We start from the raw sequence: 23,468 nt of genomic DNA, 5'->3' as shown, positions 1-23,468 counted from the left end.
CGCGCACGCCGCGGCCCGATGCCCCCTCTGTCCGTGTGCCTGAGATCGCTATCCCTTCGGCGGACGCAATGCGCCACTCTCCAGAGTTTTCGTCCCGTGCGGTCCTTTGGCCTGAGCGTTTCCGGGGCGGTTGCGCCTTCGGCACCGGATGATCCGGTTCTCCCACACGATTCGGCAGGACTTTAGCCTGCCGGGGCGGCCTCCATCAAGCCATCGGCTTTCAGCTTTGCGTGGGTTTCGTCCAAAGACGTGATCGCGCGGGCGATGAACATGTCGATTTCATCGGTTGTGATCACCAGAGGCGGCGAAATGACCATGCGGTCACCGACATGGCGCATCACCAGATTATTGGCAAAACAGCGTTCGCGGCAGATATAGCCTGCGGTGCCTTCATCGGCTTTGAACTTGGCGCGGCTGGCTTTGTCCGGCGTCATCCGGATCGACCCCATCATGCCCAGAATACTGGCGTCACCGACCAGTGGATGGTCGATCAGTGCTTCCCACTTTTCTTTCAGGTAGGGTCCAGCGACGTTGGCTACGTGATCCACAATGTCGTCGTCTTCAAGGATGCGGATATTTTCCAGTGCCAGCGCCGCGCTCAGCGGGTGGGCGGCATAGGTGTAGCCGTGGTTGAATTCACCCGCATCATTGATCGTGTCGGCGACGTCATCGGACAAAAGCGACGCACCGATGGGCGCATAGCCGGACGACATGCCTTTGGCGATGGTCATGATGTCGGGCCGGATATCCAGTGTTTCAGAGCCGAACCAGCGCCCGGTGCGGCCGAACCCCGTGATGACTTCGTCCGCGATCAGCAGGATGTTGTGTTCGCGGCAAATGCGCTGGATTTCCGGCCAATAGGTTGCAGGCGGCACGATCACGCCGCCGGACCCCTGGATCGGTTCCGCGATGAATGCGGCCACGTTGTCAGCCCCGAGCGCGATGATCTTGGCTTCCAATTGGCGTGCGCGCGCAAGGCCGAAATCATCGGGCGCGCTGTCGCCACCCTGCATCCACCAGTCGGGCTGATCGATATGCGCCACATCGGGGATCGGCAGGCCGCCTTGTTCGTGCATGAATTTCATACCGCCCAGACTGGCCGATCCCATGGTTGACCCGTGGTAGCCGTTCCAGCGTCCGATCACGATCCGCTTTGTGGGTTTGCCCTTTGCTTTCCAATAGTGCCGTACCAGCCGCAGGTTGGTGTCGTTCGCTTCGGACCCGGAATTGGCAAAGAACGCGTGGTTCAGGTCGTATGGGGCAAGTTCAGCCAATTTGGCGGCAAGTGTGACAGCAGGAACATGGGTCGTCTGGAAGAACGTATTGTAAAACGACAGCTGATTGATTTGGCGCGCTGCGGCGTCGGCCATTTCGGGTCGGCCATAGCCGATGTTGACGCACCAAAGGCCCGCCATGGCATCCAGAATACGGTTTCCGTCGCTATCGGTCAGCCAGACACCGCTGGCCCCGGTGATGACGCGCGCGCCCTTTTTGTTCAGACCCGCACCGTCGGTGAACGGATGCATATGATGGGCCGCGTCCAATGCCTGCAATTCGGCGGTGGGCAGGTGATTTTCAAACATCATGCGGTCCTTTCGCAGCGGGGTCACAATCACGATTGCGCCCGCTGGCTACGATTGGCAAGGGGGTCACAGGATCGCTAGGCGGATGACGTAGGCGACCACCAGCAGAACTGCAACCGATGCCAGCCAGATCAGCACGAACCAACTGATCCGTTTCCACAGGGGACGGCTGGCCATCAATGATAGCCTTCGTCAGGGTCGATCTTTCCGCGAAACACCCAATACGCATAGGTTGTATAAATCAGGATCAGCGGCACCAGCACCAGCGTGCCGACCAGCGTGAACAGCAGGCTGGAATCAGGCGCTGCCGCTTCGACAATTGTCAGGCTGGGCGGCACGATATGCGGGTAAAAGCTGATCCCGATCCCGATGAACGCAAGCACGAAAATCGCCTCTGCCGCAAGAAACGGCGTGGTTTCCTTACCAGTCGCCAGACCCTGGAACAGCAAGAATACGGCCACGACCAAGGCAATCGGCACGGGAGAGGTGTAAAGTGTGCCGGGCCAGTTGAACCAGCGACCAAAGTATTCGGCGTTCTGGAACGGTGTCCACAGACTCACGACGGCGATGAACACCAGCGTGACGATGGCCAGTGGTTTTGCGATGTCGCGCATGTGGTGGCTGACCGCGCCGCTGGTTTTCATCACAAGCCATGTCGACCCCAGCAGCGCGTAGCCGACGACCACAGCTATTCCGGTCGTGATCGAAAACGGCGTCAACCAGTCCCACCAGCCGCCACCGTAGGCCCGGCCATCCACGTCGATCCCCTGCACCAGCGCGCCCAATGCAATGCCCTGACACAATGCTGCGACCGTGGACCCGCCGAAGAATGCGGTATCCCAGACGCCGCGCCAGCGCACGGTTTTCCAGCGGTATTCAAAGGCGACGCCACGAAATACCAGTGCCAGCAGCATCAGGATGATCGGCATGTAAAGTGCGGGCATGACGATGGCATAGGCCAGTGGAAACACCGCGAACAATCCGCCCCCGCCCAGCACCAGCCACGTTTCGTTGCCGTCCCAGACGGGGGCGACCGAATTCATCATCACGTCCCGGTCCTTGTGGGTGTGGGCGAAGGGAAACAGGATGCCGATCCCCAGATCGAAGCCATCCAGCACCACATAGGTCAGGACGGCAAAGGCAATCAGCCCGGCCCAGATGAACGACAGTTCAAAGAAGACGTCAGGCATGTGTCATTCTCCGGGTGCGAGGTGGGAATCGTCCAGTTGCTGGACAGGGGTGATACCGGCGGTGCGTGTCGGGCCGTTTTCTTCCAGATCGTCGGGCGCTTGTGGCGTCTTGATCATCAGCCGCACGATATAGAACGTGCCTGCGCCAAAAACGAAGAAATAGACGATGATGAATGCGATCAGCGACGTTGCGACCGCAGGTGCCGCGATGGGTGACAGGCTTTCTGACGTGCGCAACATCCCGTAAACGGTAAATGGCTGGCGACCGACTTCGGTTGTGATCCAGCCTGCCAGCACGGCGACAAACCCGGCGGGCGCCATCAGTACCGCCGTGCGATGCAGCCAAGTCGAATCATACAAACGCTTGCGATATCGCTGCACGCCACCCCAGATGCCAACACCCAGCATTGCAAATCCAATGGCGACCATGATGCGGAAGCTGAAAAAGACGATTGCGACAGGTGGTTCGTCTTCATCCGGGATTGTATCCAGCCCTGCGAGCGGCGCGTTAAGATCGTGTTTCAGGATCAGCGATGACAGCTTTGGAATCTCGATGGCGTAGTCGATGCGTTTTTCGTCCGGATTCGGTATGCCAAACAGGATAAGCGGCGCACCTTCGGGATGGCTGTCGTAATGACCTTCCATTGCCATGATCTTTTGCGGCTGATGTTCCAGCGTGTTGATGCCGTGGAAATCGCCTGCTGCGATTTGCAGCGGTGTCACCAGCAATGCCATCCACATGGCCATGGAAAACATCTTGCGCCCCGCTGCATCGGCTTTGTTGTGCAGCAGGTGCCACGCGCCGACACCGGCCACGACAAACGCAGTCGTCAGATAGGCGGCAAGCACCATGTGCAACAGACGATAGGGAAAGGACGGGTTGAACACGATGGCCCACCAGTCCTCTGGAATGAATTGGCCCAGTTCGTTGATGCTGTAGCCTGCGGGCGTGTGCATCCAGCTGTTGACGCTAAGAATCCACGTGGCGGATATCAACGTCCCGAATGCGACCAGACCGGTTGCGAACATGTGCAGGCCATTGCCGACGCGTTCGCGGCCAAACAGCATCACGCCAAGGAATCCGGCTTCCAGAAAGAATGCCGACAGCACCTCGTATGCCATCAACGGGCCGATTACGGGGCCGGCAAGATCCGAAAAGACGGACCAGTTGGTGCCGAATTGATACGACATCACGATGCCCGATACGACGCCCATGCCGAATGCGATGGCAAAGATTTTTTTCCAGAAATCAAACAGGATGCGGTAAACTTGATTGTCGGTCCAAAGCCAAAGCGCGTTCAGCACCGCCAGAAAGCTTGCCAATCCGATCGAAAAAGCTGGAAAGATGATGTGGAACGACACGGTGAACGCAAATTGCACCCGCGCTAAGATTTCTGCGCTGAAACCTGACAACATGCTCGGCCCCTTTGTGTTTATCAGACAACTGGATCGCACCGCGTTGCATGCGATGGTCAAGACCCGGATGCTTGACGGATGATAGGGCGATAGGGGCCATCTGACCAACCAGTTTGGCGTTGATCTTGTGTTATGTTCCGGAAAGAGTGGCGTTTATTAATGTGCATTGCCGTCTTTTGTGGCGATGTTACGGGAGGATTGGGAGGTCCTGACTATGAAAACCACACGTAGAAACCTGTTGTCGGCGGCAGGCGCGGTTGCGCTGGGCGTATTTTCTGCGACCGGCGCGTCTGCACAGGATGTCACGCTGAAGATGCATCAGATGCTTCCGGCGCAGGCAGCCATTCCCGCCAATATGTTGGACGTCTGGGCGGCGAAGGTCGAAGAAGAAAGCAATGGCCGCATCGAAGTCGACCATTATCCGGCGATGCAACTTGGCGGCGTGCCGCCCGAACTGGTCGATCAGGTGCAGGACGGCATTGCGGATGTGATCTGGACCGTTGTCGGCTACACGCCCGGACGTTTCCCAGCGACCGAAGTGTTCGAACTGCCGTTCTTCGTCGATGACGCGAACGCCGCAAGCTATGCGTTCTGGAAGATGTACGAAGAGAGCATGGCGGAAACCGATTTCCCGAACATGAAGATGCTTGCCACCTTCGTGCATGGGCCGGGCCTGTTCCACACGATGGATCCGGTGGAAACGCCAGATGATCTGCAGGGCATGAAAATCCGCGGCGGTTCACGTCTGGTGAACCAGATGCTGGAAGCCGTTGGCGCAACCCCAGTCGGCATGCCTGTACCCGGTGTATCAGAAGCGCTGTCAAAGGGTGTGATCGACGGCACCACGCTGCCGTGGGAAGTCACCACCGCCGTCAAGACGTCCGAACTGGTCAGCAATCATACCTTCTTTGAGGGTGCGGGACTTTATACGCTCGCCTTTATCGTGGCGATGAATCAGGACGTTTACGACAACCTGCCCGACGATCTGAAGCAGGTGATCGACGACAACTCTGGTCTGGCGTTTTCGGACATGGGTGCCGACGTGATGCTGGCGGGCGATGCTGCCGGTCTGGCCATCGCGCAGGACATGGGCAATGACATCGTGACCATTGATGCCGCCACGGTCGAATCCGATTGGATGCCGATTGTTCAGCCGATCTATGACAGCTGGGCCGCCGACATGGACAGCAAAGGGTACGACGGTCAGGCGCTGATCGCACGCGCCCGTGCGCTGATGGACGAATACAAAGCCGCCAACTAAGGGGCTTTCAGCAAAAACCGGGCGACCGCGGCATTGGCGGTCGCCTTTTTCTTGGGCGGGGACACGGGCAATGTATCGATTTTTCTTGCGGTTATCGCAGATCATGGCGTGGATCGGTGGCTTTGTGCTCGTTGGGATCGTGCTGCTGATCTGCGTGTCGGTTGTGGGGCGGACAGCCAATGGATGGCTGCACGGCGATGCCGCGCAGGCATTCATGCCGGGGTTGGCGAATGGGTTGCTGGACACCGGTATCGGGCCGGTCAACGGGGATTTCGAATTGACAGAGGCACTGGTGGCCTTTGCCATCTTTGCGTTCCTGCCGCTGTGTCAGATCACCGGGGGGCATGCGACGGTCGATATCTTTACACAAAAGCTGCCTGACCGTGCGAACCGGATCTTGCGCGCGCTGACGGATGCGGTGTTCGGCGCCGTCATGGTCCTGATCGCGGTGCAGCTTTATGCCGGGATGATCAGTAAGCTGGGATCGGGACAGACCACGTTCCTTTTGCAGTTTCCGGTCTGGTGGGGCTACGCGCTTAGCCTTTTGGGGGCTGGGATTGCGGCGGCTGTGTCGGTCTGGATCGCGCTGACCCGCTGGGTCGAAATGGCGACAGGCCGCACGATCCTGCCGACCGATCTGGGGGCAGAACATTGAGCGACACACTGATTGGAATTTTGTCGTTCCCGGCGTTGCTGGGATTGATCTTTTTGCGTGTGCCGATCGGCCTGGCAATGTTCCTGGCCGGCCTGTTTGGCCTGATCCTTGTGACCGGGGATACGACGATCCCCTTTGCCCGGCTGAAATCTGAAACCTATACCACTTTTGCCAGCTATTCGCTGTCCATCATCCCGATGTTCCTGCTGATGGGCCATTTCGCCACGCTGGGCGGGATGAGCCAAGCACTGTTCAAGGCAGCAGAGGGGTTTCTGGGCCACCGCAAGGGCGGTGTCGCCATGGCCGCTGTGGGTGCCTGCGCCGGGTTCGGCGCGATCTGCGGGTCGTCACTGGCCACCGCCGCCACCATGAGTCGCGTCGCCCTGCCGGAAATGAAACGCTATGGTTATGCGGGCGGTTTTTCGACCGCGACGCTGGCGGCGGGTGGCACGCTGGGTATCCTGATCCCACCGTCGGTCGTGCTGGTGATCTATGCCATCCTGACCGAACAGAACATCGCCAAGCTTTTTCTTGCCGCGTTCATCCCCGGCATTCTGGCAGCCTTTGGCTATGTCGCCGTGATCTCTATCTACGTTCGGCTGTTTCCGGAATCGGCAGGCACGCGGCCACGCATGCCCTATGGCGACCGGATGCGCGCGCTGATCGCGGTCTGGCCGGTGCTTCTGGTCTTTGGTCTGGTGGTCGGTGGCATCTATGCCGGTTGGTTCACCCCGACCGAAGGTGCCGCTGTCGGCGCGCTGGGCACGGGATTGATCGCCTTTGTGAACGGGGGGCTCACGTGGCACACGCTGGGAGAATCGTTCAGCGTGACGGCGAAATCCACCGCGATGATCTTTTTCATCGTGCTGGGGGCGGCGTTCTACAATGGCTTTCTGGCACTGACGCAGGTGCCGCAGGAAATTGCGGGTTGGGTCGTGGGACAAGGTCTGTCGCCTTGGATGGTGCTGGCCTTTGTTCTCGTCTTTTATCTGCTGCTGGGCTGCCTGATGGACAGCCTGTCGATGATCCTTTTGACGATCCCGATCTTCTGGCCGGTGATGCAGGGGCTGGATTTCGGCTTTGTCTCGATGCTGGATCTGCAGACCGCACGTCTGGGCGATCTGATCGCATCCGGGGCAGAGATCGCACCCGCCTTGCTGTCAGACGCGCAGGCCAGTCTGGCCCAAGGGGTTGAACTGACGCGCGACCAATTGCGCGAACTGGGTATCCGCGGCGTGAACGAAGGTGCGCTGAACCGCATCAATACTGAACAGGTCGCGATCTGGTTCGGTATTCTTGTCCTGATCGTGGTCGAGGTTGGTCTGATCACGCCACCCGTCGGCATGAACCTGTTCATCATCAACGCGATGGACCGCGAAACGCCGATGGGCGACACCTATCGTGCTGTGATGTTTTTCGTGGCGTCCGACCTTGTGCGGGTGGTCGTGCTGGCTGCGTTCCCAGTGATCACATTGATCCTTATTCCGTGGTAGGCAGCGCTGGCACAGGTCCGTAAACGGGGCTGTCGCCTGCGACCATTGCACCGGGGGCGGGCAGGGCGACAGAACCGTTCGGCGTATCCAGCGTGATCCGGCGCAGATGGGGATGTTGTGATAGGGATTGCATGTCATTGACGCGGGCGAATGCGATCTGGGCTGCATCCAATGCCGTGACCGCATCCGCAGCTGTCATGGCGCCCAGTGCTGCGCCCACAAGCGCATCGGTGCGGTCCCGGTTGCGCACCCGTGCGACATTCGTCGCAAGCTGGCTGTCCTGGGCAAGGTCCGGCGCACCCAACACCCGGTCGCACAGCACCGCCCATTCCCGGTCCGACTGGATCGAAATCAGCACCTGCCCGCCGTCGGCACAATCAAACACGCCATAGGGTGCGATGGACGGATGCCGCAGGCCGTTGCGCTGCGGGGTTTGACCTGCTTCGTGGTTCAGCAGCGGCACGGTCAGCCATTCGGCCATCACATCGAACAGCGACACCGCGATGTGCCGGGCGGTTCCGCTGATGCCGCGCGCGATCAGTGCTTCCAGAATTGCGGCATGTGCGGTGGCCCCTGTGGCAATATCGACGACGGATGTGCCGACACGGGCGGGGCCGTCCGGGCCGCCAGTGATGGACGACAGCCCTGATTCCGCCTGAACCAGCAGGTCATAGGCCTTGCGCTGTGCCAGCGGCCCGGTTTCGCCGTAACCGGTGATGGAACAGACGATCAGGCGGGGATAGTCCGCACGCAAAACGTCAGCCCCCAGGCCCATCCGGCCCAATGCACCCGGTTTCAGGTTGCAAACCAGCACGTCTGCCTGCGCGAGTGACTGCTTCAGCCGGGCCATGCCGTCTGCTGTCATCAGGTCCGCGACGATGCTGACCTTACCCCGGTTCAGCCAGACAAAATAACTGCTTTGCCCAGCTGCGGCGGCATCGTAGCCGCGCGCAAAATCACCGCCGGGGCGTTCGAATTTTTCCACCAGTGCGCCCGCATCGGCCAGTCGCGCCGTGGCAAAGGGCGCTGCAACCGCCTGTTCAAGCGCGACAATGCGCAAACCATCCAGCGCGCCGGTCAAAACGACCTCGGCAGGCCAAGCATGTGTTCGGCGACGTAGGACAGGATCAGGTTGGTGCTGATCGGGGCCACTTGGTAAAGCCGGGTTTCGCGGAATTTGCGTTCCACATCGTATTCGGCGGCGAACCCGAACCCGCCGTGGAACTGTATGCAGGCGTTCGCCGCTTCCCAGCTGGCCTTGGCGGCAAGGTATTTTGCCATGTTCGCCTGTGCGCCGCAGGGTTCGCCCGCGTCAAACAGGCGACACGCTTCGTAGCGCATCAGGTCCGCGGCTTCTATTTCGATAAAGGCTTCGGCAATGGGAAACTGCACCCCCTGATTTTGCCCGATCGGACGGCCAAAGACATGCCTGTCCTTGACATAGGCTGTCACAGTGTCGGTGAACCAGTAGCCGTCACCGATACATTCCGCAGCGATCAGGGCGCGTTCGGCATTCAGGCCGGTCAGGATGTATTTGAACCCTTGGCCTTCTTCGCCGATCAGGTTTTCGGCGGGAATTTCAAGGTTGTCGAAAAACAGTTCGTTGGTTTCGTGATTGACCATGTTGCGGATTGGATTGACCTGCATGCCCTTGGCCATGGCATCCGCCACGTCGACCAGAAAGATCGACAGGCCTTCGGATTTCTTCGCCACGTCCTTTAGCGGGGTGGTGCGGGCCAGCAGGATCATCAGATCAGAGTGCTGCACACGACTGATCCAGACCTTTTGCCCGTTGATCACGTAGCGGTCGCCGCGCCGTTCTGCCGTCGTTTTGAGTTGCGTCGTATCCGTGCCCGTCGTGGGTTCAGTGACTGCCATGGATTGCAGGCGCAGTTCCCCGGTGGCGATTTTGGGCAGATAGCGTTGACGCTGTTCTTCGGACCCGTGCTGCACAAGGGTGTTCATATTGTACATCTGACCGTGACACGCGCCGGAATTACCGCCCGCGCGGTTGATCTCTTCCAGGATCACCGATGCTTCTGTCAGGCCCAGCCCCGACCCACCGTATTCTTCGGGGATCAGGGCGGCCAGCCATCCGGCTTTGGTCAGGGCCTCGACGAAAGCCTGTGGATAGGCGCGGGCCTCGTCGATATCGCGGTGATAGCTTGCGGGAAATTCGGCACAGAGTGCGCGCACCGCGTCCCGAATGTCAGTGTGGCGGTCTTGTCCATGCGGGGTCATGCGTTGCATCCTGATAATGTCCGGTTGACCATAGATGACCGGGTGCCGCAATCAACCATGCGCGGCAACGCGCAGGATCTGCGACACGCCCGTCAGCGCCGTCGCCAGCGGCGAGGTGCGCCGCCAGATCATGCCGATGGTCCGTTGCGGCTGTGCGCCATGAAAACGGGCGATGCTGACGGGGGCCGATGCGGTTTCGACGGCGACCGCCATGTCGGGGATCAGTGTTACGCCGATCCCGGCACCGACCATCTGCACAAGCGTGGACAAGGTGGACCCGTCCAGAACCTCTTTTGGGCGGGTATCGGGGATTTCGCAAAACGACAGGGCCTGATCGCGGAAACAATGGCCTTCTTCCAGCAGCAGCAGACGCATTTCGCGCAGGGCATCGCGTGACGGCACAGGAAGGTTGGCATCCGCCGCCGGCCGCACAAGCACGAAATCTTCGACCAGCAGCGGTGTTTCGGTCAGCGTGGGTTCCGACACCGGCAATGCCACGATCGCGGCGTCCAGTCGCCCTGCGGTGATGTCATTGAGCAGGGTTTGGGTCAGCGATTCCCGCAGGCTCAGGTCCAGACCGGGATAGGCGCGGCCCAAGGATTTGATGATGCGCGGCAAAAGGTAGGGCGCAATTGTCGGGATGATCCCCAGCCGAAGCCGCGTCAGCGCACCGTCCTGCGCCAGCCGGGCCATATCCGACAGTTCATCGACAGCGCGCAGGATGTCGCGGGCGCGGGGCGCAAAGACTTCTCCAAAGGGGGTCAGGCGCACCTGCCGTGCCGCGCGTTCGAACAGCGGCGTGCCAAGCGTGTCTTCCAGTTCCTTGATCTGCATGGACAAGGCAGGTTGGCTGATCGAAACCACCGCTGCGGCACGTCCAAAATGCCGCTGTGAGGCCAGAGCCTCGAAATATCGGAGTTGGCGAAAAGTAAGGTTGTTCATCAGAAAGTATTATCACGCCTATTAGAAAATACAACTTCATCTAATGGCTGTGAAAGTCTAGAACCATTCCAAATCCATCTACATCAAAGGACCTCATCATGGACGGCAACCCAAAAGGTGATATCAGAAACTGCCCCGTTGCAGGCCATGCCCGGCCGCATGCGCGCAACAGCTCTCGCGGGAACCGCGACTGGTGGCCAAACCAGCTGAACCTGAAAATTCTGTCGCAGAACCAGCCGGCGGTCAGCCCGCTGGACGCCGATTTCGATTATGCAGAGGCATTCAACGGTCTTGATCTTGATGCACTGTGGGATGATCTGGTCGCGCTGATGACCGACAGCCAAGACTGGTGGCCTGCGGATTACGGCCACTACGGCCCGTTCTTTATCCGCATGGCATGGCACAGCGCAGGCACCTATCGCACCGCCGACGGTCGTGGTGGGTCGACGTCCGGCAGCCAACGTTTTGCGCCACTGAACAGCTGGCCCGACAACGTGAACCTGGACAAGGCACGTCGCCTGCTGTGGCCGATCAAGCAGAAATACGGTGATGCGATCAGCTGGGCCGACCTGATGATCCTGACCGGCAACGTGGCACTGGAAACCATGGGTTTCAAAACGTTTGGTTTTGCCGGTGGCCGCGAAGACATCTGGGAACCCGAAGAAGATATCTATTGGGGTCAGGAAGACGAATGGCTGGCCCCGTCCAACAATCCCAAAAGCCGCTATTCCGGCGAGCGTGAGCTGGAAAACCCGCTGGCTGCCGTGCAGATGGGTCTGATCTACGTCAATCCCGAAGGGCCCGACGGCAACCCTGATCCCGCTGCGTCCGCGCATGACATCCGTGACACGTTCGGCCGGATGGCCATGAATGACGAAGAAACCGTGGCGCTGGTCGCTGGCGGTCACACCTTTGGCAAATGCCACGGCGCGGGCGATCCTGCGCTGATTTCGGAAGAACCCGAAGGTGCGGGCATTGCATCCCAGGGTTTCGGTTGGGCAAGCGGTTTCAATTCCGGCAAGGGCGTGCACACGATTTCGTCCGGTCTGGAAGGCGCGTGGACCCCGACACCGATCCAGTGGGACATGAGCTATTTCGACACGCTGATGAACCACGAATGGGAACTGACCACGTCCCCCGCCGGGGCAAAGCAGTGGACACCGAAAGACGGTGCATTGGCCGGCACCGTGCCGGATGCCCATGATCCGGCACTGCGTCACGCCCCGATGATGGCGACATCCGATCTGGCGTTGAAAGTCGACCCAGCCTACCGCGAGATTTCGGAACGGTTCCACAAGAACCCCGACCAGTTCGCTGACGCTTTTGCCCGTGCGTGGTTCAAGCTGACGCACCGCGACATGGGGCCAAAAGACACGTATCTTGGTCCTTGGGTGCCGTCCGAAACGCTGCTGTGGCAGGACCCGATCCCGGCCCGCGATCACGACCTGATCGACGACGCCGATATCGCTGATCTGAAAACCAAGCTGCTGGACAGCGGCCTGACGACGGCGCAACTGGTCACGACCGCTTGGGCCAGCGCGTCAACCTTCCGCGGATCGGACCGCCGGGGTGGCGCCAATGGTGCGCGTATCCGTCTGGCGCCGATGAACGGATGGGACGTGAACCAGCCGGACGAACTGTCGTCGGTGCTGGAAAAGCTGGAAGCCGTGCAGACCGCGTTCAACGACGCGCAATCCGGTGGCAAGCGCGTGTCGTTGGCCGACCTGATCGTGCTGGGCGGTACTGCCGCTGTCGAAAAAGCGGCCCGTGATGGTGATGTCGAAGTGACCGTGCCGTTCACACCGGGCCGCATGGATGCGACTCAGGACCAGACCGATGTGGAATCGGTCGACGTGCTGGAACTGCAGGCCGACGGATTCCGCAACTATCTGCAAAAAGACTTTACCGCGACGCCGGGCGAGTTGCTGATCGATCATGCCCAGTTGATGACGCTGACTGCGCCGGAAATGACGGTGCTTGTCGGTGGCCTGCGGGTGCTGGGCGCCAACCACGGCGGGTCCGAACATGGTGTGTTCACCCATCGTCCGGGGACGCTGTCGAACGACTTTTTCGTCAACCTGCTGTCCATGTCGAACGAATGGAAGGCACTGGACGAATACGAAGGCACGTTCGAAGGGCGCGACCGCAAAACGGGTCAGGTCAAATGGACCGGCACGCAGGTCGATCTCTTGTTCGGGTCGAACAGCCAGTTGCGCGCTTTGGCTGAAACCTATGCCAGCAACAACAAGCGGTTCGTGAAAACCTTTGCAAAAGCATTCGCAAAGGTCATGGATCTGGACCGTTTCGACGTCTGATCTGGCGAAGCTGAAAACAAACGCCGCCGGTTCATCCCGGCGGCGTTTTGCGTTGTCAGACCTGTGGCTGGGCGACTTGCCACGCGGTCGGATAGCGGAATTCCTGCAAATTGGGGCCATCCCCAATCCGGTCGATCACCGCAAACAGGCCCGGCGCGTGCAGCGGTGTCAAAACACCGTGCCACGTGCCGCGATGGAAATTGACGCCCTGACCGGGGGCCACCAGAAACGCCAGCGGATCGCCCGGCGCCCCGTTGCGGTCGCGTGCGACGATCACCAGCCACGGGTTCTGGTGCATTGGCAGGAATGCCTGCGACCCGTCCGGGTGCCGTTCGACCAGATCGAAGTCATAGGGCAGGGCGCGCGGCTGGGCATCGAACAGGCTGATCCCGGCGCGGCCATCGTTGAAATCCAGCGCGGCGCGGTCGTGATAACGACCGCACAGTCCGGCATTGATGATCTTGTCCGGTGCGCCGTGCGTGTCCAGTACATCGCCAAAGGGCGCGAAATCTGCGGCGTTCAGCGGCATTGGATGAATGATGTTGTTCATGTCATATCGGTGCGGGCTACGTGGCACCGTGTCAACTGTGCCTGTTGCCTAGCGACGGGGGCTGCGTCCAATCTGGCTGTCGTGACAGGGGTGCTTTAAGTTGTGGAAGAGTCGTAAATATCTGGACGTGCCGTGCTGATCGTGACCCATGCGACGGTGCGCAATCCTGCCATTCTGAAGGTCCGCCAACTGCCGCGCAAATTCTTTGGGCGGGCAACTGTCTGGCCGCGTGCGCTGACGTTCGGGCTGTTCGCGCGCATCCTTTTGGAATTTCAGATCTTGCGGTATTTTCTGACATTGACGCCATTGGTCATCGTCGCCCTGATCTGGAACGGTGCAGCCTTGCCGTTGTCGCAGGCCCCGGTGCTGATGTTGATATTGATCTGGTGGCTGGAAACCCGCGTGCTGCGGGTCGCGGCGTCACGCAAACCGCGTTTGATCGACGCCGCGGCGGCGGATCGCGGGCTGGATGCGCTGCGCGCGCAATCCCGCGCGGTGCTGACCCGCATCGCAGCCCATCGCGGCATGCGGCAGGGGGCGCTGCATCTGGTCGTCGAACAATCCGACCTGTGGACCGCACCGCCCCTGACCTACGTCACAGTCCAGTCCGAAGATGGTCCGCAGGTGCTGGACCTTGATGCAACTGAAATTCAGATCCTGCAGGATGGGCTGTTCCGCGACGGGCTCAGCGAACGCCGCTTGCAGCGCATCAACCAAAGCCAGAATGTGTTTCTGCGCGATATCAGCTTTGACGCGCGCGGTGTTTCAGCCCATGCGCGGCTGGCGGCGGCGTTAGGCTGACAGGTCGATCAATCGGCCAAAGGGTGGCATCTGGTCCGCCGCTTGCGGCACCGCCCAGATCACCGACAGACGCTTTGGCGGTGGGCCTGTGGGGCCATCCAAATCGGTCAGCACCACCAGCGCTGCAGCGTTCAGGGCCAGTGCGGCGCGTATGACGGGCTGAAAATCGGTGCCGCCGCCGCGTGGCATATCGGGCAAGGTCACGGTCATCGCCGATGGATCGACCCGCTGCGCGGATCGGATATCGTCGTCAAAGACCAGCACGTGCAGTTCTGCGCGCAGGCGACGTGCAATGCCCAGAACCTCTGTCCAGAACAACGACAGGCGGGCGTCGTCGATGCTGCCAGATGCGTCGATGGCGACGGCAATGCGGGGTACATCGGTCAAGGGGCGCTGCCCCGGTTGAAAACCCGGTAGCCGCGCACCCTGACGCTGTGCCTGTGCCGCCGTTGCAATCCAACGGCGGGATGGGCGATGCGGGGCTGTTTGCGGGCCGATCATGACGGCACTGGCCAGCAGGCGGCGCAGGATCAGTTCCCACGGGGTGCGGGGGGCGGGAATGTCGGCAATGATATGCCCGATCAGACCCAGCCCGCGCCCTGCTTGACGTCCCGTTTGCATCGCGCGCGACAGATGCTGCGACCACGCGACGGCGCTGTTCTGATCCGGTTCTGTCCCATTGGTTCCGTTAGATGGTGTGATGTCGTCGGCAAGCGCCTGTTGGCGGGCATAGGCGCGGGCGGCCTCTGCCTCTGCCTTGCCGTTTCCGCTGGCGGTCAGCCGGAAATAAAGACGGTCACTGTCCCAGTCGGCCAATGCCGTTTCGGCGGAACCAGCAGGGTCGCCGAGACTGTCCAGCAGACCTGTAAGCGTGACCGCAGGACGGGGCAGGGCATGATCGGCCAGCAGAAGCGCCTGATTGACAATGGCATCCGCGCAAAGCTGCCAGAGCGCCGCATCGAATCCAGCGCCCAGTCGGTATTGCAGACCGGCCATCCGCGCCGAATGGCGCAATGCCACATGCAGGATGTGATGCGCTGCCAGCCCGATCTGTTCGGGACGGGTCAGGTCCACAAATTCCGGTCCATAGGTAATGGTTGTATCGCGGGTTTGGGTCGCGTCGCCATCACGGTGGTCGCACCACAGCGACAAGGCCGCGAGCGCGGGATCGGTTTCCGCAAGGGCGGTCAACGCAGTCGTTGCGCGGACAGAATGGATTGTCACGCTGAATCCTTGTGCGACAGGTAGCGGCTGTAGGACGCGGATTCGCGAAACGCCTCTTGCCAACCCTGTGCCAATGCCCGGTCGATCAGCAATTCGAACCCGTAGGTCGCCAGTTCCTGCGTCGGCAGTGCAGCAAAGCGGCGGTCATGGTCGCGCAGATCGGTCAGTCCCGCCATCACGTCGATCACGCGCGGAAGCGTGTCCCGATCCGCCAGCGCGATCAGGGCATAGGTCAGGGCGGTCAGCCCGTGCAGGCTGCGCGGGTAAAGGTCGGGACGTTCGGCGGCGGGCGCGTCGATCATGGTGCGTGCCTGAACGGTGCTTGCGATATCGCGGGCGATCAGCGCGAATTCGGCGCCGACCGCGTCGCCGACGGTGCCTGCAATCAGCGTGTCACGCAGTGCTGCATCGGGGATGGACCGCAGGATCGCGCTGACACGCGCCCAACTGCGCGGGGTGGCTGCGATCATCGCGCCGCGCCGCAGCACATCCTCTGTCGTGTCAAGCAGATCGGGGCGTGTGCGGATAAACGCAATGACGCTTTCATGCAGGCCGTGGGGCATAGCGTAGTGCGTGATCCAGTCATTCGCTTCGGCCCGTAAGGACAGATGGATCAAACGATCAGAAAGCGCGGTGCCCATGTCATATGCGATGGCCCCATCCTCGACCGCGTTGCCTGCTGCCACGATGAATGTGCTGTCCGGCAGACGATGCTGGCCGACCCGGCGTTCCTGCAGCAGACCATAGACGGTGGGTTGCAGGGCGGGGGCGGCGGCGGTCAGCTCGTCAAGAAACAAGATTGCCGGACGGTCAGGATCGTGGGGCAGATCCTCTGGCGGGTACCAGACGGTGCGCTGTGTATCGTGGTCATAGAACGGAAGGCCACGCAGGTCGGCTGGTTCTATGGTGGTCAGGCGCAGGTCGAATAACTGGCTGCCGGTTTCGGTCGCAAGCTGCGTCACGATGTCGGTTTTCCCGATACCCGGACGCCCGTGCAGCATCCAGGACGCTGTCAGGCTGCCCGCCATCTGGGCCGCATGACCGGCACGCAGCGCATCCAGCGCCTGTCCCGTCGAAATCGATATGGTGTTGATCGACATATGCGGCCCCTTATCGTGCCAGAACAAGTTCGGCGCGCAATCCGCCCAGCGTGTCGGAATCGGTCAGACGCAGGACGCCACCATGACTGCGCGCAATGTCCGCGACGATCGCCAGACCCAGCCCGACACCGGACCCCGCATCTTGGTTGCGTGCGGGGTCAAGCCGGGTGAAAGGGCGCATGGCCTCTTCCCTGTCGGCAGGCTGGATGCCGGGGCCATCGTCTTCTACCACGAAACGAACGGCGCGTTCGGTGACATAGACCGACAATCGCGCCTTTTGCCCGTAGCGCAGCGCATTGTTGCACAGATTGTCCAGCGCACGGCGGATGGCAACCTGTCGCAGGGGAACGGAATCGTTGGGGCCTGACAGCGTTTCCAGTGACAGCGCAGACCCGGCACGCGCGTAATCGGCCTGCAAATCGCGCGCGATCTGGAACGGTGACACGGTGACAAGCGCATCGCCGGCATCAGACCGGGCGAAATCCAGAAACGCATCAAGCTGGCGCTGCATTTCGTCGACATCGCCCAGTAATGGTGCTGCATCGTCGTCATCCAACAAAGATAACCCCAGCCGCAGTCGCGTCAGTGGTGTGCGCAGATCGTGGCTGACGCCAGACAACATCATGGTGCGCGACTGGATCTGCCGTTCCAGCCGGTTGCGCATGTCCAGAAACGCCATGCCTGCCGCGCGGACCTCTGTCGCGCCAGAGGGGTGATAATAGGTTATTCGCCCCTTGCCATAATCGGTGGCGGCGACGGCCATCCGCTGGATTGGGCGCAGTTGGTTGCGCAGAAAGACAAAGGAAATGGCCGTCAGAATGACGCCCAGCACCACCATGATGACAAGCAACTGGTGCGGATTGGACGCTGACACCCGCTTGCGCGAAAATTCGACCTGCATCGGGCCGTGTGCCGTGGCCATCCAGACACGCACGAAATCCTTGTCGATCATCGAGATCTCTTCGATCTGCGGCAGGCGAAACTGCAGCCAGTCGGACACCTCGTTTGCGGTGAAATCGGTCCACGTCTGTTCGCGGGGCGTGTCGGGGATCTGGGTGGGCCAGTTCACATCCAGTTGCAACGGGCCCGCTATTCGGGCAACGGCGGCTTGTGCTGCATCGCGATTGGACGCGTCGTTGGCCGTGTCGAACAGGAATTGCAGGTCGATACTGACCGCATTTGTCATCTGCTCTGTCACACCCTGAAAATGACGATTGATGAAGACGACCGATACCAAAAGCTGCAACGATAAAATCGGCAGGATCAGGATCAGGAACGCCCGCGTATAAAGCCCGCGCGGCAAATAGGGTTTGAGCCAGCGAAACAACATGTCGATAAGACTAGCGACGTGGCAAGGCAGGGGAAAGCGGTGATGGCGTACGATCCGGTACCGGGCGCGGCGGAACAGATGGCTGACGGGCTGCGCCGGGTCTTGGCCCCGAATCCGTCACCGATGACCGATCGCGGTACGAATACCTATCTGCTGGGGTGCGATGATCTGGTGGTGATTGACCCCGGCCCGGATATGCCCGCGCATATGGCGGCCTTGCAGCAGGCGATTGGTGGCGCGCGCGTCAGCCATATCGTGGTCACGCATTCTCATCTGGATCATTCGCCTCTCGCAGCACCGCTATCGCGGCTTACCGGTGCGCCGGTGCTGGCGTTTGGCGACAGTCAGGCGGGGCGCAGTGCCGTGATGCGGCGGCTGATCGCGGATGGATACGCGGGCGGTGGCGAAGGTGTCGACAGCGGCTTTGTGCCGGATCGCTGCGTGGCGGATGGCGCGCTGATCGCCACGCCTGCCGGCGATTTGGGGGTGCTGCATACGCCGGGGCATATGGGCAACCACATCTGTCTGACATGGCGCGACGTTGCGTTTTCGGGTGATCTGGTGATGGACTGGGCGACGTCGCTTGTTTCCCCGCCTGATGGGGATGTGCGTGATTTTATCGCGTCCTGTCGCAAGCTGCGCGCTGCGGGCGCGTCGATCCTGTATTCCGGGCATGGCGCGCCGGTGACCGATCCGGCCGCGCGCATCGACTGGCTGATCGCACACCGCATGGAACGCCGGGCAGAGGTGCTGGCCGCCCTGACCGCGGGTCCGCGTGACATCGCCGCGATTACGGCCACGGTTTACAGCGATGTGCCGCAGTCCGTCTGGCCAATCGCGGCGCGCAACGTTTTTGCCCAACTGATTGAACTGGTGGATGCCGGTCAGGTGACGGCGCAGCCGTCGCTTGCGTCGGATAGCGTATTCGCGCTGTCGCACCCGGTCTAAATCCCCGGCGCGCCCTGAGCGCGCCGGGGATTTGTCAGGCTTCCGGGCAGATGGCACCGGTGTCGATCCAGGCTTGGGTCAACTGGCCAAACACGTCTTGCGATCCGGGTGCGGGTTCGCGGCCAGCGCCGGGATTCCAGCCCCAACCGACAAGCCCGTCTTTGGCGTTATGTTCGTGCAGTTCGGCCAATGTGCGGTTGCCGTTGCGATCCGGGTCTTTCAGCTGCGCGCAGATTTCCGCTGCGGTTTTGCCGACCCACCCCATTTCTATGGGTGCAAGGTGCCAAGGCTGATGGCCGGGGATTGATCCATCGCCTGTGGCATAGGCGACGTTTTCCGCGCCATGGCAGGTCGAACACCGCATGCCGGGTGCGCCCATTCCGCCATCGCCGCGCACGACGGGGGGCTGGTGCAGTTGCATATCCATGCCCTGCAGCGGCACATCACCGACAGGGTGGCAATTCATGCAGCGTGGATGTTCGATCACGACCATCAGCTCATTGAACAAGGCGACGGATCGTTTGGTATCGTTGGGAATGTCGTTAAATTCGTCTACGGTCCGCAATCCGTTGACGGTTTCGGCGCTGACCGGGATTGCCCACGCAAGCGCCACCATCAGGCCAAGGCGGCAGAAAATCTTGATCATCGCTACGCTCCGGCTGTTGTGGAAAAGGGCAGGGTTGTCACGTTTGCACCGGTCAATGCGCGCCACGCGTTTGCAAGCGCCGGTCCGACAGGCGGTGTACCCGGTTCCCCAACACCCGTTGGATCGGCGTCAGAGGCTATGATTTCGACATGCACGGCGGGCATTTCGTTGATGCGAAGCAACCGATAAGTGTCAAAGTTGTCTTGCTGCACGATACCACCTTCGCCAAGCGTGATTTCATCGAACAAGGCAGCGCTTAGACCAAAGCCGATCCCGCCTTCCATCTGGGCGCGGATCACATTCGGGTTGACCGCGACACCGGGATCGACCGCGCACCAGACGTCGGTGACATGCGGCTGTCCGTTGCGGTCTTCGACCGCGACGATCTGCGCGACATAGGTGTTGAATGATTCGTGCAACGCGACCCCGTAGCCTTTGCCGTTCTTCACCTTCTGGCCGTCCCAGCCTGCCATCTGTGCCACGCGTTCCAGCACGGCCCGGTCACGGCCCATGTCGTCGCGCAGCAGGTCCAGACGACCTTGCACAGGGTCCTTGCCTGCCTGTTCCAGCAGGTGATCCAAAAATACTTCGGTTGCATAGGCGGTGTGGGTATGGCCGACAGACCGCCACCACAGGACTGGCACGGGGCTGTCGGCGCGGACCCAATCGACCCGAAGATCGGGCAGATCGTAGGGCATCTTGACCGCGCCTTCGTAGGATGTCGGATCAAGCCCATCCTGCATCATCGCTTCCATCGGGGTGCCTGCCATGATCGATTGGTTTACGACAACGTCGTGCCAGCCTGCGATATTGCCATCGGCATCAATGCCGCCGCGCATCCGGTGAATGGTCAGCGGGCGATAATATCCGCCGTGCAAATCGTCTTCGCGGGTCCAGACCAGTTTCCATGACCCGTCCCGCCCGGCGACGGCGGCAATGGCACCGATTTCCGCACCGATGTGGGCGCTGGGTTGCGCGCGTCGGCCGAACGATCCGCCTGCCAGCATCGTCTGCATGGTGACGTTGGCCGGGTCCAGACCCAGCGCACCCGCGATGGCCTGATTGTCAAAGCCGGGGAATTGCCAGCCGCCCCAAGCGGTGGCGCTGCCGTCCTTGACCTCGACCACGGCATCAAGCGGTTCCATGGGCGCATGGGCCAGATAGGGGAATCGGAATTCCATCTCGATCGTCTGGGCCGCATTCGCCAAAGCCGTTTCCACGTCGCCTGCCGTTTCTGCGGCCTTTGCTGTGTCGTTGCCTGCTAGGGCTGCAAAATCGTCCATCATCTGCAATGAGGTGCGTGTTTCGGCCTGCGAGGTGTCCCAGTCCACGGTCAATGCGGCGCGCCCTTTTAACGCGGCGGCGGTCGATGTCGCATAGACGGCGACGCCCTGCGGAATCTGGCGCACAGCAGTCACACCCGGCACGGCCAGCGCCGCGCTGTCGTCATAGCTTGCGACCGTGCCGCCCAGCATGGGGGAATGGCGCACGACGACCGTTTCCATGCCGTCTAAATAGATGTCCATCGTGAATTCGGCGGTCCCGTTGGATTTGGCGGGGCTATCCAGCTTTGGCATGTCGGTGCCGATGTAGACAAAGTCGGCAGGGTCTTTCAGTGCGGGCTCGTCCGGCGGGGTCAGCCCAGATGCCTTGGCGGCCAGTGGTCCAAAAGGAGACGTCTTGTCACCGTGCGACACGATCCCCTTGTCGATTCTGATTTCGGACGCGGGGACGCCCCAGTCTTCGGCTGCGGCCTGCACCAGCAGGGCGCGGGCCGCAGCGCCTGCCTTGCGCATTTGGGTATAGCTGTTGGCCATGGCGGTTGATCCGCCGGTGCCCTGCAGACCAAAGAACAGGTTTTTGTATTTCGCCTGATCCAACGGCGCGGATTCCGCGCGCATCTGCGACCAGTCCGCATCCAGTTCCTCTGCCACAAGGGTGGACAACCCGGTGTAGGGTCCCTGTCCCATCTCGATGTGCTTGATCATGACCGTGACCGTGTCGTCGGGCGCGATCCGCACAAATGCGTTGGGGGCAAAGCTGCCCGCGCTGCCGTCGCTGTCAAACGCCTGTGCGGCCCCCGATTGCGCGCGGCCTTTCATCGGCAACGTGACTGCGATTGCGATTCCCGCGGCAGAGCCGAGGAACTGGCGGCGCGTTTGTTGTGTCATGCTCATGCCTCCAACGCCTTGGCGGCGTCCTTGATGCCTTGGCGAATCCGCACGTAGGTTGCGCAGCGGCAAATGTTGCCCACCATGGCACTGTCGATATCTGCGTCCGTGGGGTTCGGGATTTCGTACAGAAGGGCAGAGGCGCTGACGACCTGACCGGATTGGCACCACCCGCATTGTGGCACGTCAAGCGCCTTCCATGCGGCCTGAACGGCATGTGCTTCGGGGGTGTCCAAGCCTTCGATCGTGGTGATGTTCGCACCTTCAAGTGTGGATATGGGTGTCACACACGACCGCCGGGTCGTACCATCCAGCATCACAGTGCAGGCGCCGCATTGTGCGACGCCGCACCCAAACTTTGTGCCGGTCAGTTTCAGTTCATCCCGCAGGACCCAAAGCAACGGGGTGTCACCCGGCACGTCGACCGTGCGTTCCTGTCCGTTCACTGTAAATGTCGTCATTCCGTCAATCCCCTGCGATGCGTTAAAGCAAAGGTATCGCGGCCGGGCACAATGTCACGTCTGACGTTGCATGACCCCTATTCCAGAAAGACGTCGCTGATAACGGGGTAATGGTCAGACGGCCAACGGTCTTCAAACTTTCGCCGCAGGACCTGTGGTGTCCCGGCCTGACGGATTGGCCCCGCGGTTGCGATTTGGTCGATGGCGCCGAACAGGTTCAGCCCCCGATCCAGATGGTAAGTCGATCCGCGCACATCGGCAAAGCTGAATCCCGCGTCCTTGAAGATCTGAGCGGTCCGCGATCCCTTCAACGCATTCAGGTCACCGACCAGAACGATGGGTTCAGCGCGGGCCAGCAAGGGCTGCATGCGTTCAACGGTCAGCGCCGCAGATTTGAGTCGGTTTGACCCGGAGCGATATTCGAAATGCACGTTATAGACGTAGAAGCTGCGCCCATCCTGCAGGTCGCGTAACTGGACCCAACTGGCAAAGGCCGGAAAGCTGCCGTCGAAGGTGCGTGAATAGATGACATCGGGTGTATCGGAAAAGAAGAACCAGCCCTGATCCAGCAGTTCCAGCCGGTCGGTCCGGTAAAAGATCGGTTGGGTTGACGGGAAGACAGCAGAATCACCGTTGGCCCCCACTGCGTAGTCCGGGTTGTTGGCCAGCACCCAGTCGCGTGCCAAGTTGACGTTATCGGTATCGCCCCGGCCAAAGCTTTCCATTTCCTGATAGGCTATGATGTCCGCGTCCAACGCTTTGAACGACTGATTGAGCGCGATTCTGCGCGTGGCCCAGTCACCCACGGACCACTTCCCGCTTTCGCGCCCCAAGACAATGTAATGGGCGTTGTGCGACGCGATCCGCAGCGCGCCGGGCGGGGGCGGGGACAGCGGCGCCCCGGTGCCGGTGCAGCTGACCAGGGCAGAAAGCGTGCAAAACAGCAGTATGATACGCAACATTGGGGACCTCTTTTGGTGCTTTGGCGTCATGTGACACCGGTCGTCTTGATCAATCATAGGGCGGACATACCATATTTTGATCGATTCCGAATTTTTCGGGAAAAATGCGAAGTTTTTGTAAAAAGGTGCTTGCGGCGGTTCGTTACTAACCGTAGAAGCCCCCTCACCGGAGACGCAGT

Annotated in this window: 21 protein-coding genes and 2 riboswitches; of the genes, 6 read left to right on the top strand and 15 right to left on the bottom strand. The window is 60.9% G+C overall.

Annotated features, from left to right (window positions below; all coding sequences use genetic code 11):
* Positions 1-25: 25 nt before the first annotated feature.
* A riboswitch (glycine riboswitch) is annotated at positions 26-86 on the bottom strand.
* Between the two features lie 3 nt (positions 87-89).
* Positions 90-175: riboswitch (glycine riboswitch) on the bottom strand.
* Positions 176-182: 7 nt separating this feature from the next.
* From GZH79_RS00105 to GZH79_RS00090, 4 genes are all read right to left on the bottom strand, one after another.
* Positions 183-1,583, bottom strand: coding sequence for an aspartate aminotransferase family protein (locus GZH79_RS00105; RefSeq protein WP_211641121.1), 1,401 nt, complete (start codon positions 1,581-1,583; stop codon positions 183-185).
* Positions 1,584-1,649: 66 nt separating this feature from the next.
* The gene (locus GZH79_RS00100) at positions 1,650-1,760 is read right to left on the bottom strand and encodes a DUF2474 family protein (RefSeq protein ID WP_211641120.1); all 111 of its coding nucleotides are present in this window, start codon (positions 1,758-1,760) and stop codon (positions 1,650-1,652) included.
* Positions 1,760-2,773 carry a cytochrome d ubiquinol oxidase subunit II gene (gene cydB / locus GZH79_RS00095; protein ID WP_211641119.1) on the bottom strand — a complete coding sequence of 338 codons (1,014 nt, stop codon included), beginning with the start codon at positions 2,771-2,773 and terminating at the stop codon, positions 1,760-1,762. The genes GZH79_RS00100 and cydB overlap by 1 nt, the downstream gene beginning before the upstream one ends.
* 3 nt (positions 2,774-2,776) lie before the next feature.
* Positions 2,777-4,189, bottom strand: coding sequence for a cytochrome ubiquinol oxidase subunit I (locus GZH79_RS00090; RefSeq protein ID WP_211641118.1), 1,413 nt, complete (start codon positions 4,187-4,189; stop codon positions 2,777-2,779).
* Positions 4,190-4,403: 214 nt separating this feature from the next.
* Between GZH79_RS00090 and GZH79_RS00085 the strand changes: the two genes are divergently transcribed.
* From GZH79_RS00085 to GZH79_RS00075, 3 genes are all read left to right on the top strand, one after another.
* On the top strand, positions 4,404-5,450 hold the full coding sequence (locus tag GZH79_RS00085) for a TRAP transporter substrate-binding protein (protein WP_211641117.1): 1,047 nt from the start codon (positions 4,404-4,406) through the stop codon (positions 5,448-5,450).
* Between the two features lie 70 nt (positions 5,451-5,520).
* Complete coding sequence (locus GZH79_RS00080; protein ID WP_211641116.1) at positions 5,521-6,105, top strand: TRAP transporter small permease; 585 nt, start codon at positions 5,521-5,523, stop codon at positions 6,103-6,105.
* Positions 6,102-7,598, top strand: coding sequence for a TRAP transporter large permease (locus tag GZH79_RS00075; RefSeq protein ID WP_211641115.1), 1,497 nt, complete (start codon positions 6,102-6,104; stop codon positions 7,596-7,598). Before GZH79_RS00080 ends, GZH79_RS00075 begins: the two co-directional genes overlap by 4 nt.
* Here the strand turns inward: GZH79_RS00075 and GZH79_RS00070 are convergent.
* The 3 genes from GZH79_RS00070 to GZH79_RS00060 are packed head-to-tail and all read right to left on the bottom strand — an operon-like array spanning position 7,585 to position 10,781.
* Positions 7,585-8,679, bottom strand: a complete 1,095-nt coding sequence (locus GZH79_RS00070; RefSeq protein WP_249218893.1) for a CaiB/BaiF CoA-transferase family protein — start codon at positions 8,677-8,679, stop codon at positions 7,585-7,587. The genes GZH79_RS00075 and GZH79_RS00070 overlap by 14 nt on opposite strands.
* Positions 8,676-9,839: an acyl-CoA dehydrogenase family protein gene (locus tag GZH79_RS00065; protein ID WP_211641114.1), complete on the bottom strand. Its 1,164-nt coding sequence runs from the start codon at positions 9,837-9,839 to the stop codon at positions 8,676-8,678. Before GZH79_RS00065 ends, GZH79_RS00070 begins: the two co-directional genes overlap by 4 nt.
* 51 nt (positions 9,840-9,890) lie before the next feature.
* Positions 9,891-10,781: a hydrogen peroxide-inducible genes activator gene (locus GZH79_RS00060; RefSeq protein WP_211641113.1), complete on the bottom strand. Its 891-nt coding sequence runs from the start codon at positions 10,779-10,781 to the stop codon at positions 9,891-9,893.
* Positions 10,782-10,879: 98 nt separating this feature from the next.
* Between GZH79_RS00060 and katG the strand changes: the two genes are divergently transcribed.
* A complete protein-coding gene (katG, locus tag GZH79_RS00055) occupies positions 10,880-13,096 on the top strand; it encodes a catalase/peroxidase HPI (protein WP_211641112.1) in 2,217 nt (738 codons plus the stop codon).
* 55 nt (positions 13,097-13,151) lie between these two features.
* On the opposite strand, the gene GZH79_RS00050 is transcribed toward katG, so the two are convergent.
* Positions 13,152-13,646 carry an ureidoglycolate lyase gene (locus GZH79_RS00050; protein ID WP_211641111.1) on the bottom strand — a complete coding sequence of 165 codons (495 nt, stop codon included), beginning with the start codon at positions 13,644-13,646 and terminating at the stop codon, positions 13,152-13,154.
* Between the two features lie 132 nt (positions 13,647-13,778).
* Between GZH79_RS00050 and GZH79_RS00045 the strand changes: the two genes are divergently transcribed.
* The gene (locus GZH79_RS00045) at positions 13,779-14,447 is read left to right on the top strand and encodes a hypothetical protein (protein ID WP_211641110.1); all 669 of its coding nucleotides are present in this window, start codon (positions 13,779-13,781) and stop codon (positions 14,445-14,447) included.
* Here GZH79_RS00045 and GZH79_RS00040 read toward each other — a convergent pair.
* From GZH79_RS00040 to GZH79_RS00030, 3 genes are read right to left on the bottom strand one after another with little or no spacing between them, the layout of a single operon-like run.
* On the bottom strand, positions 14,439-15,671 hold the full coding sequence (locus tag GZH79_RS00040) for a VWA-like domain-containing protein (protein WP_211641109.1): 1,233 nt from the start codon (positions 15,669-15,671) through the stop codon (positions 14,439-14,441). The genes GZH79_RS00045 and GZH79_RS00040 overlap by 9 nt on opposite strands.
* Positions 15,668-16,771, bottom strand: coding sequence for an AAA family ATPase (locus tag GZH79_RS00035; protein ID WP_211641108.1), 1,104 nt, complete (start codon positions 16,769-16,771; stop codon positions 15,668-15,670). Before GZH79_RS00035 ends, GZH79_RS00040 begins: the two co-directional genes overlap by 4 nt.
* A 10-nt stretch (positions 16,772-16,781) precedes the next feature.
* Entirely contained in the window at positions 16,782-18,101 is a 1,320-nt protein-coding gene (locus GZH79_RS00030) for an ATP-binding protein (RefSeq protein ID WP_211641107.1), read from the bottom strand.
* A 42-nt stretch (positions 18,102-18,143) separates the two neighbouring features.
* Here GZH79_RS00030 and GZH79_RS00025 point away from each other — a divergent pair, with 42 nt between their 5' ends.
* Positions 18,144-19,049 (top strand): MBL fold metallo-hydrolase, encoded by a 906-nt coding sequence (locus GZH79_RS00025; RefSeq protein WP_211641106.1) that lies wholly within the window; start codon positions 18,144-18,146, stop codon positions 19,047-19,049.
* A gap of 34 nt (positions 19,050-19,083) precedes the next feature.
* On the opposite strand, the gene GZH79_RS00020 is transcribed toward GZH79_RS00025, so the two are convergent.
* From GZH79_RS00020 to GZH79_RS00005, 4 genes are all read right to left on the bottom strand, one after another.
* Positions 19,084-19,665 (bottom strand): Isoquinoline 1-oxidoreductase subunit, encoded by a 582-nt coding sequence (locus GZH79_RS00020; RefSeq protein WP_211641543.1) that lies wholly within the window; start codon positions 19,663-19,665, stop codon positions 19,084-19,086.
* 32 nt (positions 19,666-19,697) lie between these two features.
* Positions 19,698-21,866 carry a xanthine dehydrogenase family protein molybdopterin-binding subunit gene (locus GZH79_RS00015; protein ID WP_211641105.1) on the bottom strand — a complete coding sequence of 723 codons (2,169 nt, stop codon included), beginning with the start codon at positions 21,864-21,866 and terminating at the stop codon, positions 19,698-19,700.
* 2 nt (positions 21,867-21,868) lie between these two features.
* A complete protein-coding gene (locus GZH79_RS00010) occupies positions 21,869-22,327 on the bottom strand; it encodes a (2Fe-2S)-binding protein (RefSeq protein ID WP_211641104.1) in 459 nt (152 codons plus the stop codon).
* 77 nt (positions 22,328-22,404) lie between these two features.
* Positions 22,405-23,289 (bottom strand): endonuclease/exonuclease/phosphatase family protein, encoded by an 885-nt coding sequence (locus GZH79_RS00005; protein ID WP_211641103.1) that lies wholly within the window; start codon positions 23,287-23,289, stop codon positions 22,405-22,407.
* Between the last annotated feature and the right edge of the window lie 179 nt (positions 23,290-23,468).

The organism is Loktanella sp. SALINAS62, from assembly GCF_018263905.1.
Taxonomy (GTDB): Bacteria; Pseudomonadota; Alphaproteobacteria; order Rhodobacterales; family Rhodobacteraceae; genus Loktanella.
Note: the sequence above shows the minus strand (reverse complement) of the source record. Positions and strands in the feature narration are given on the sequence as shown.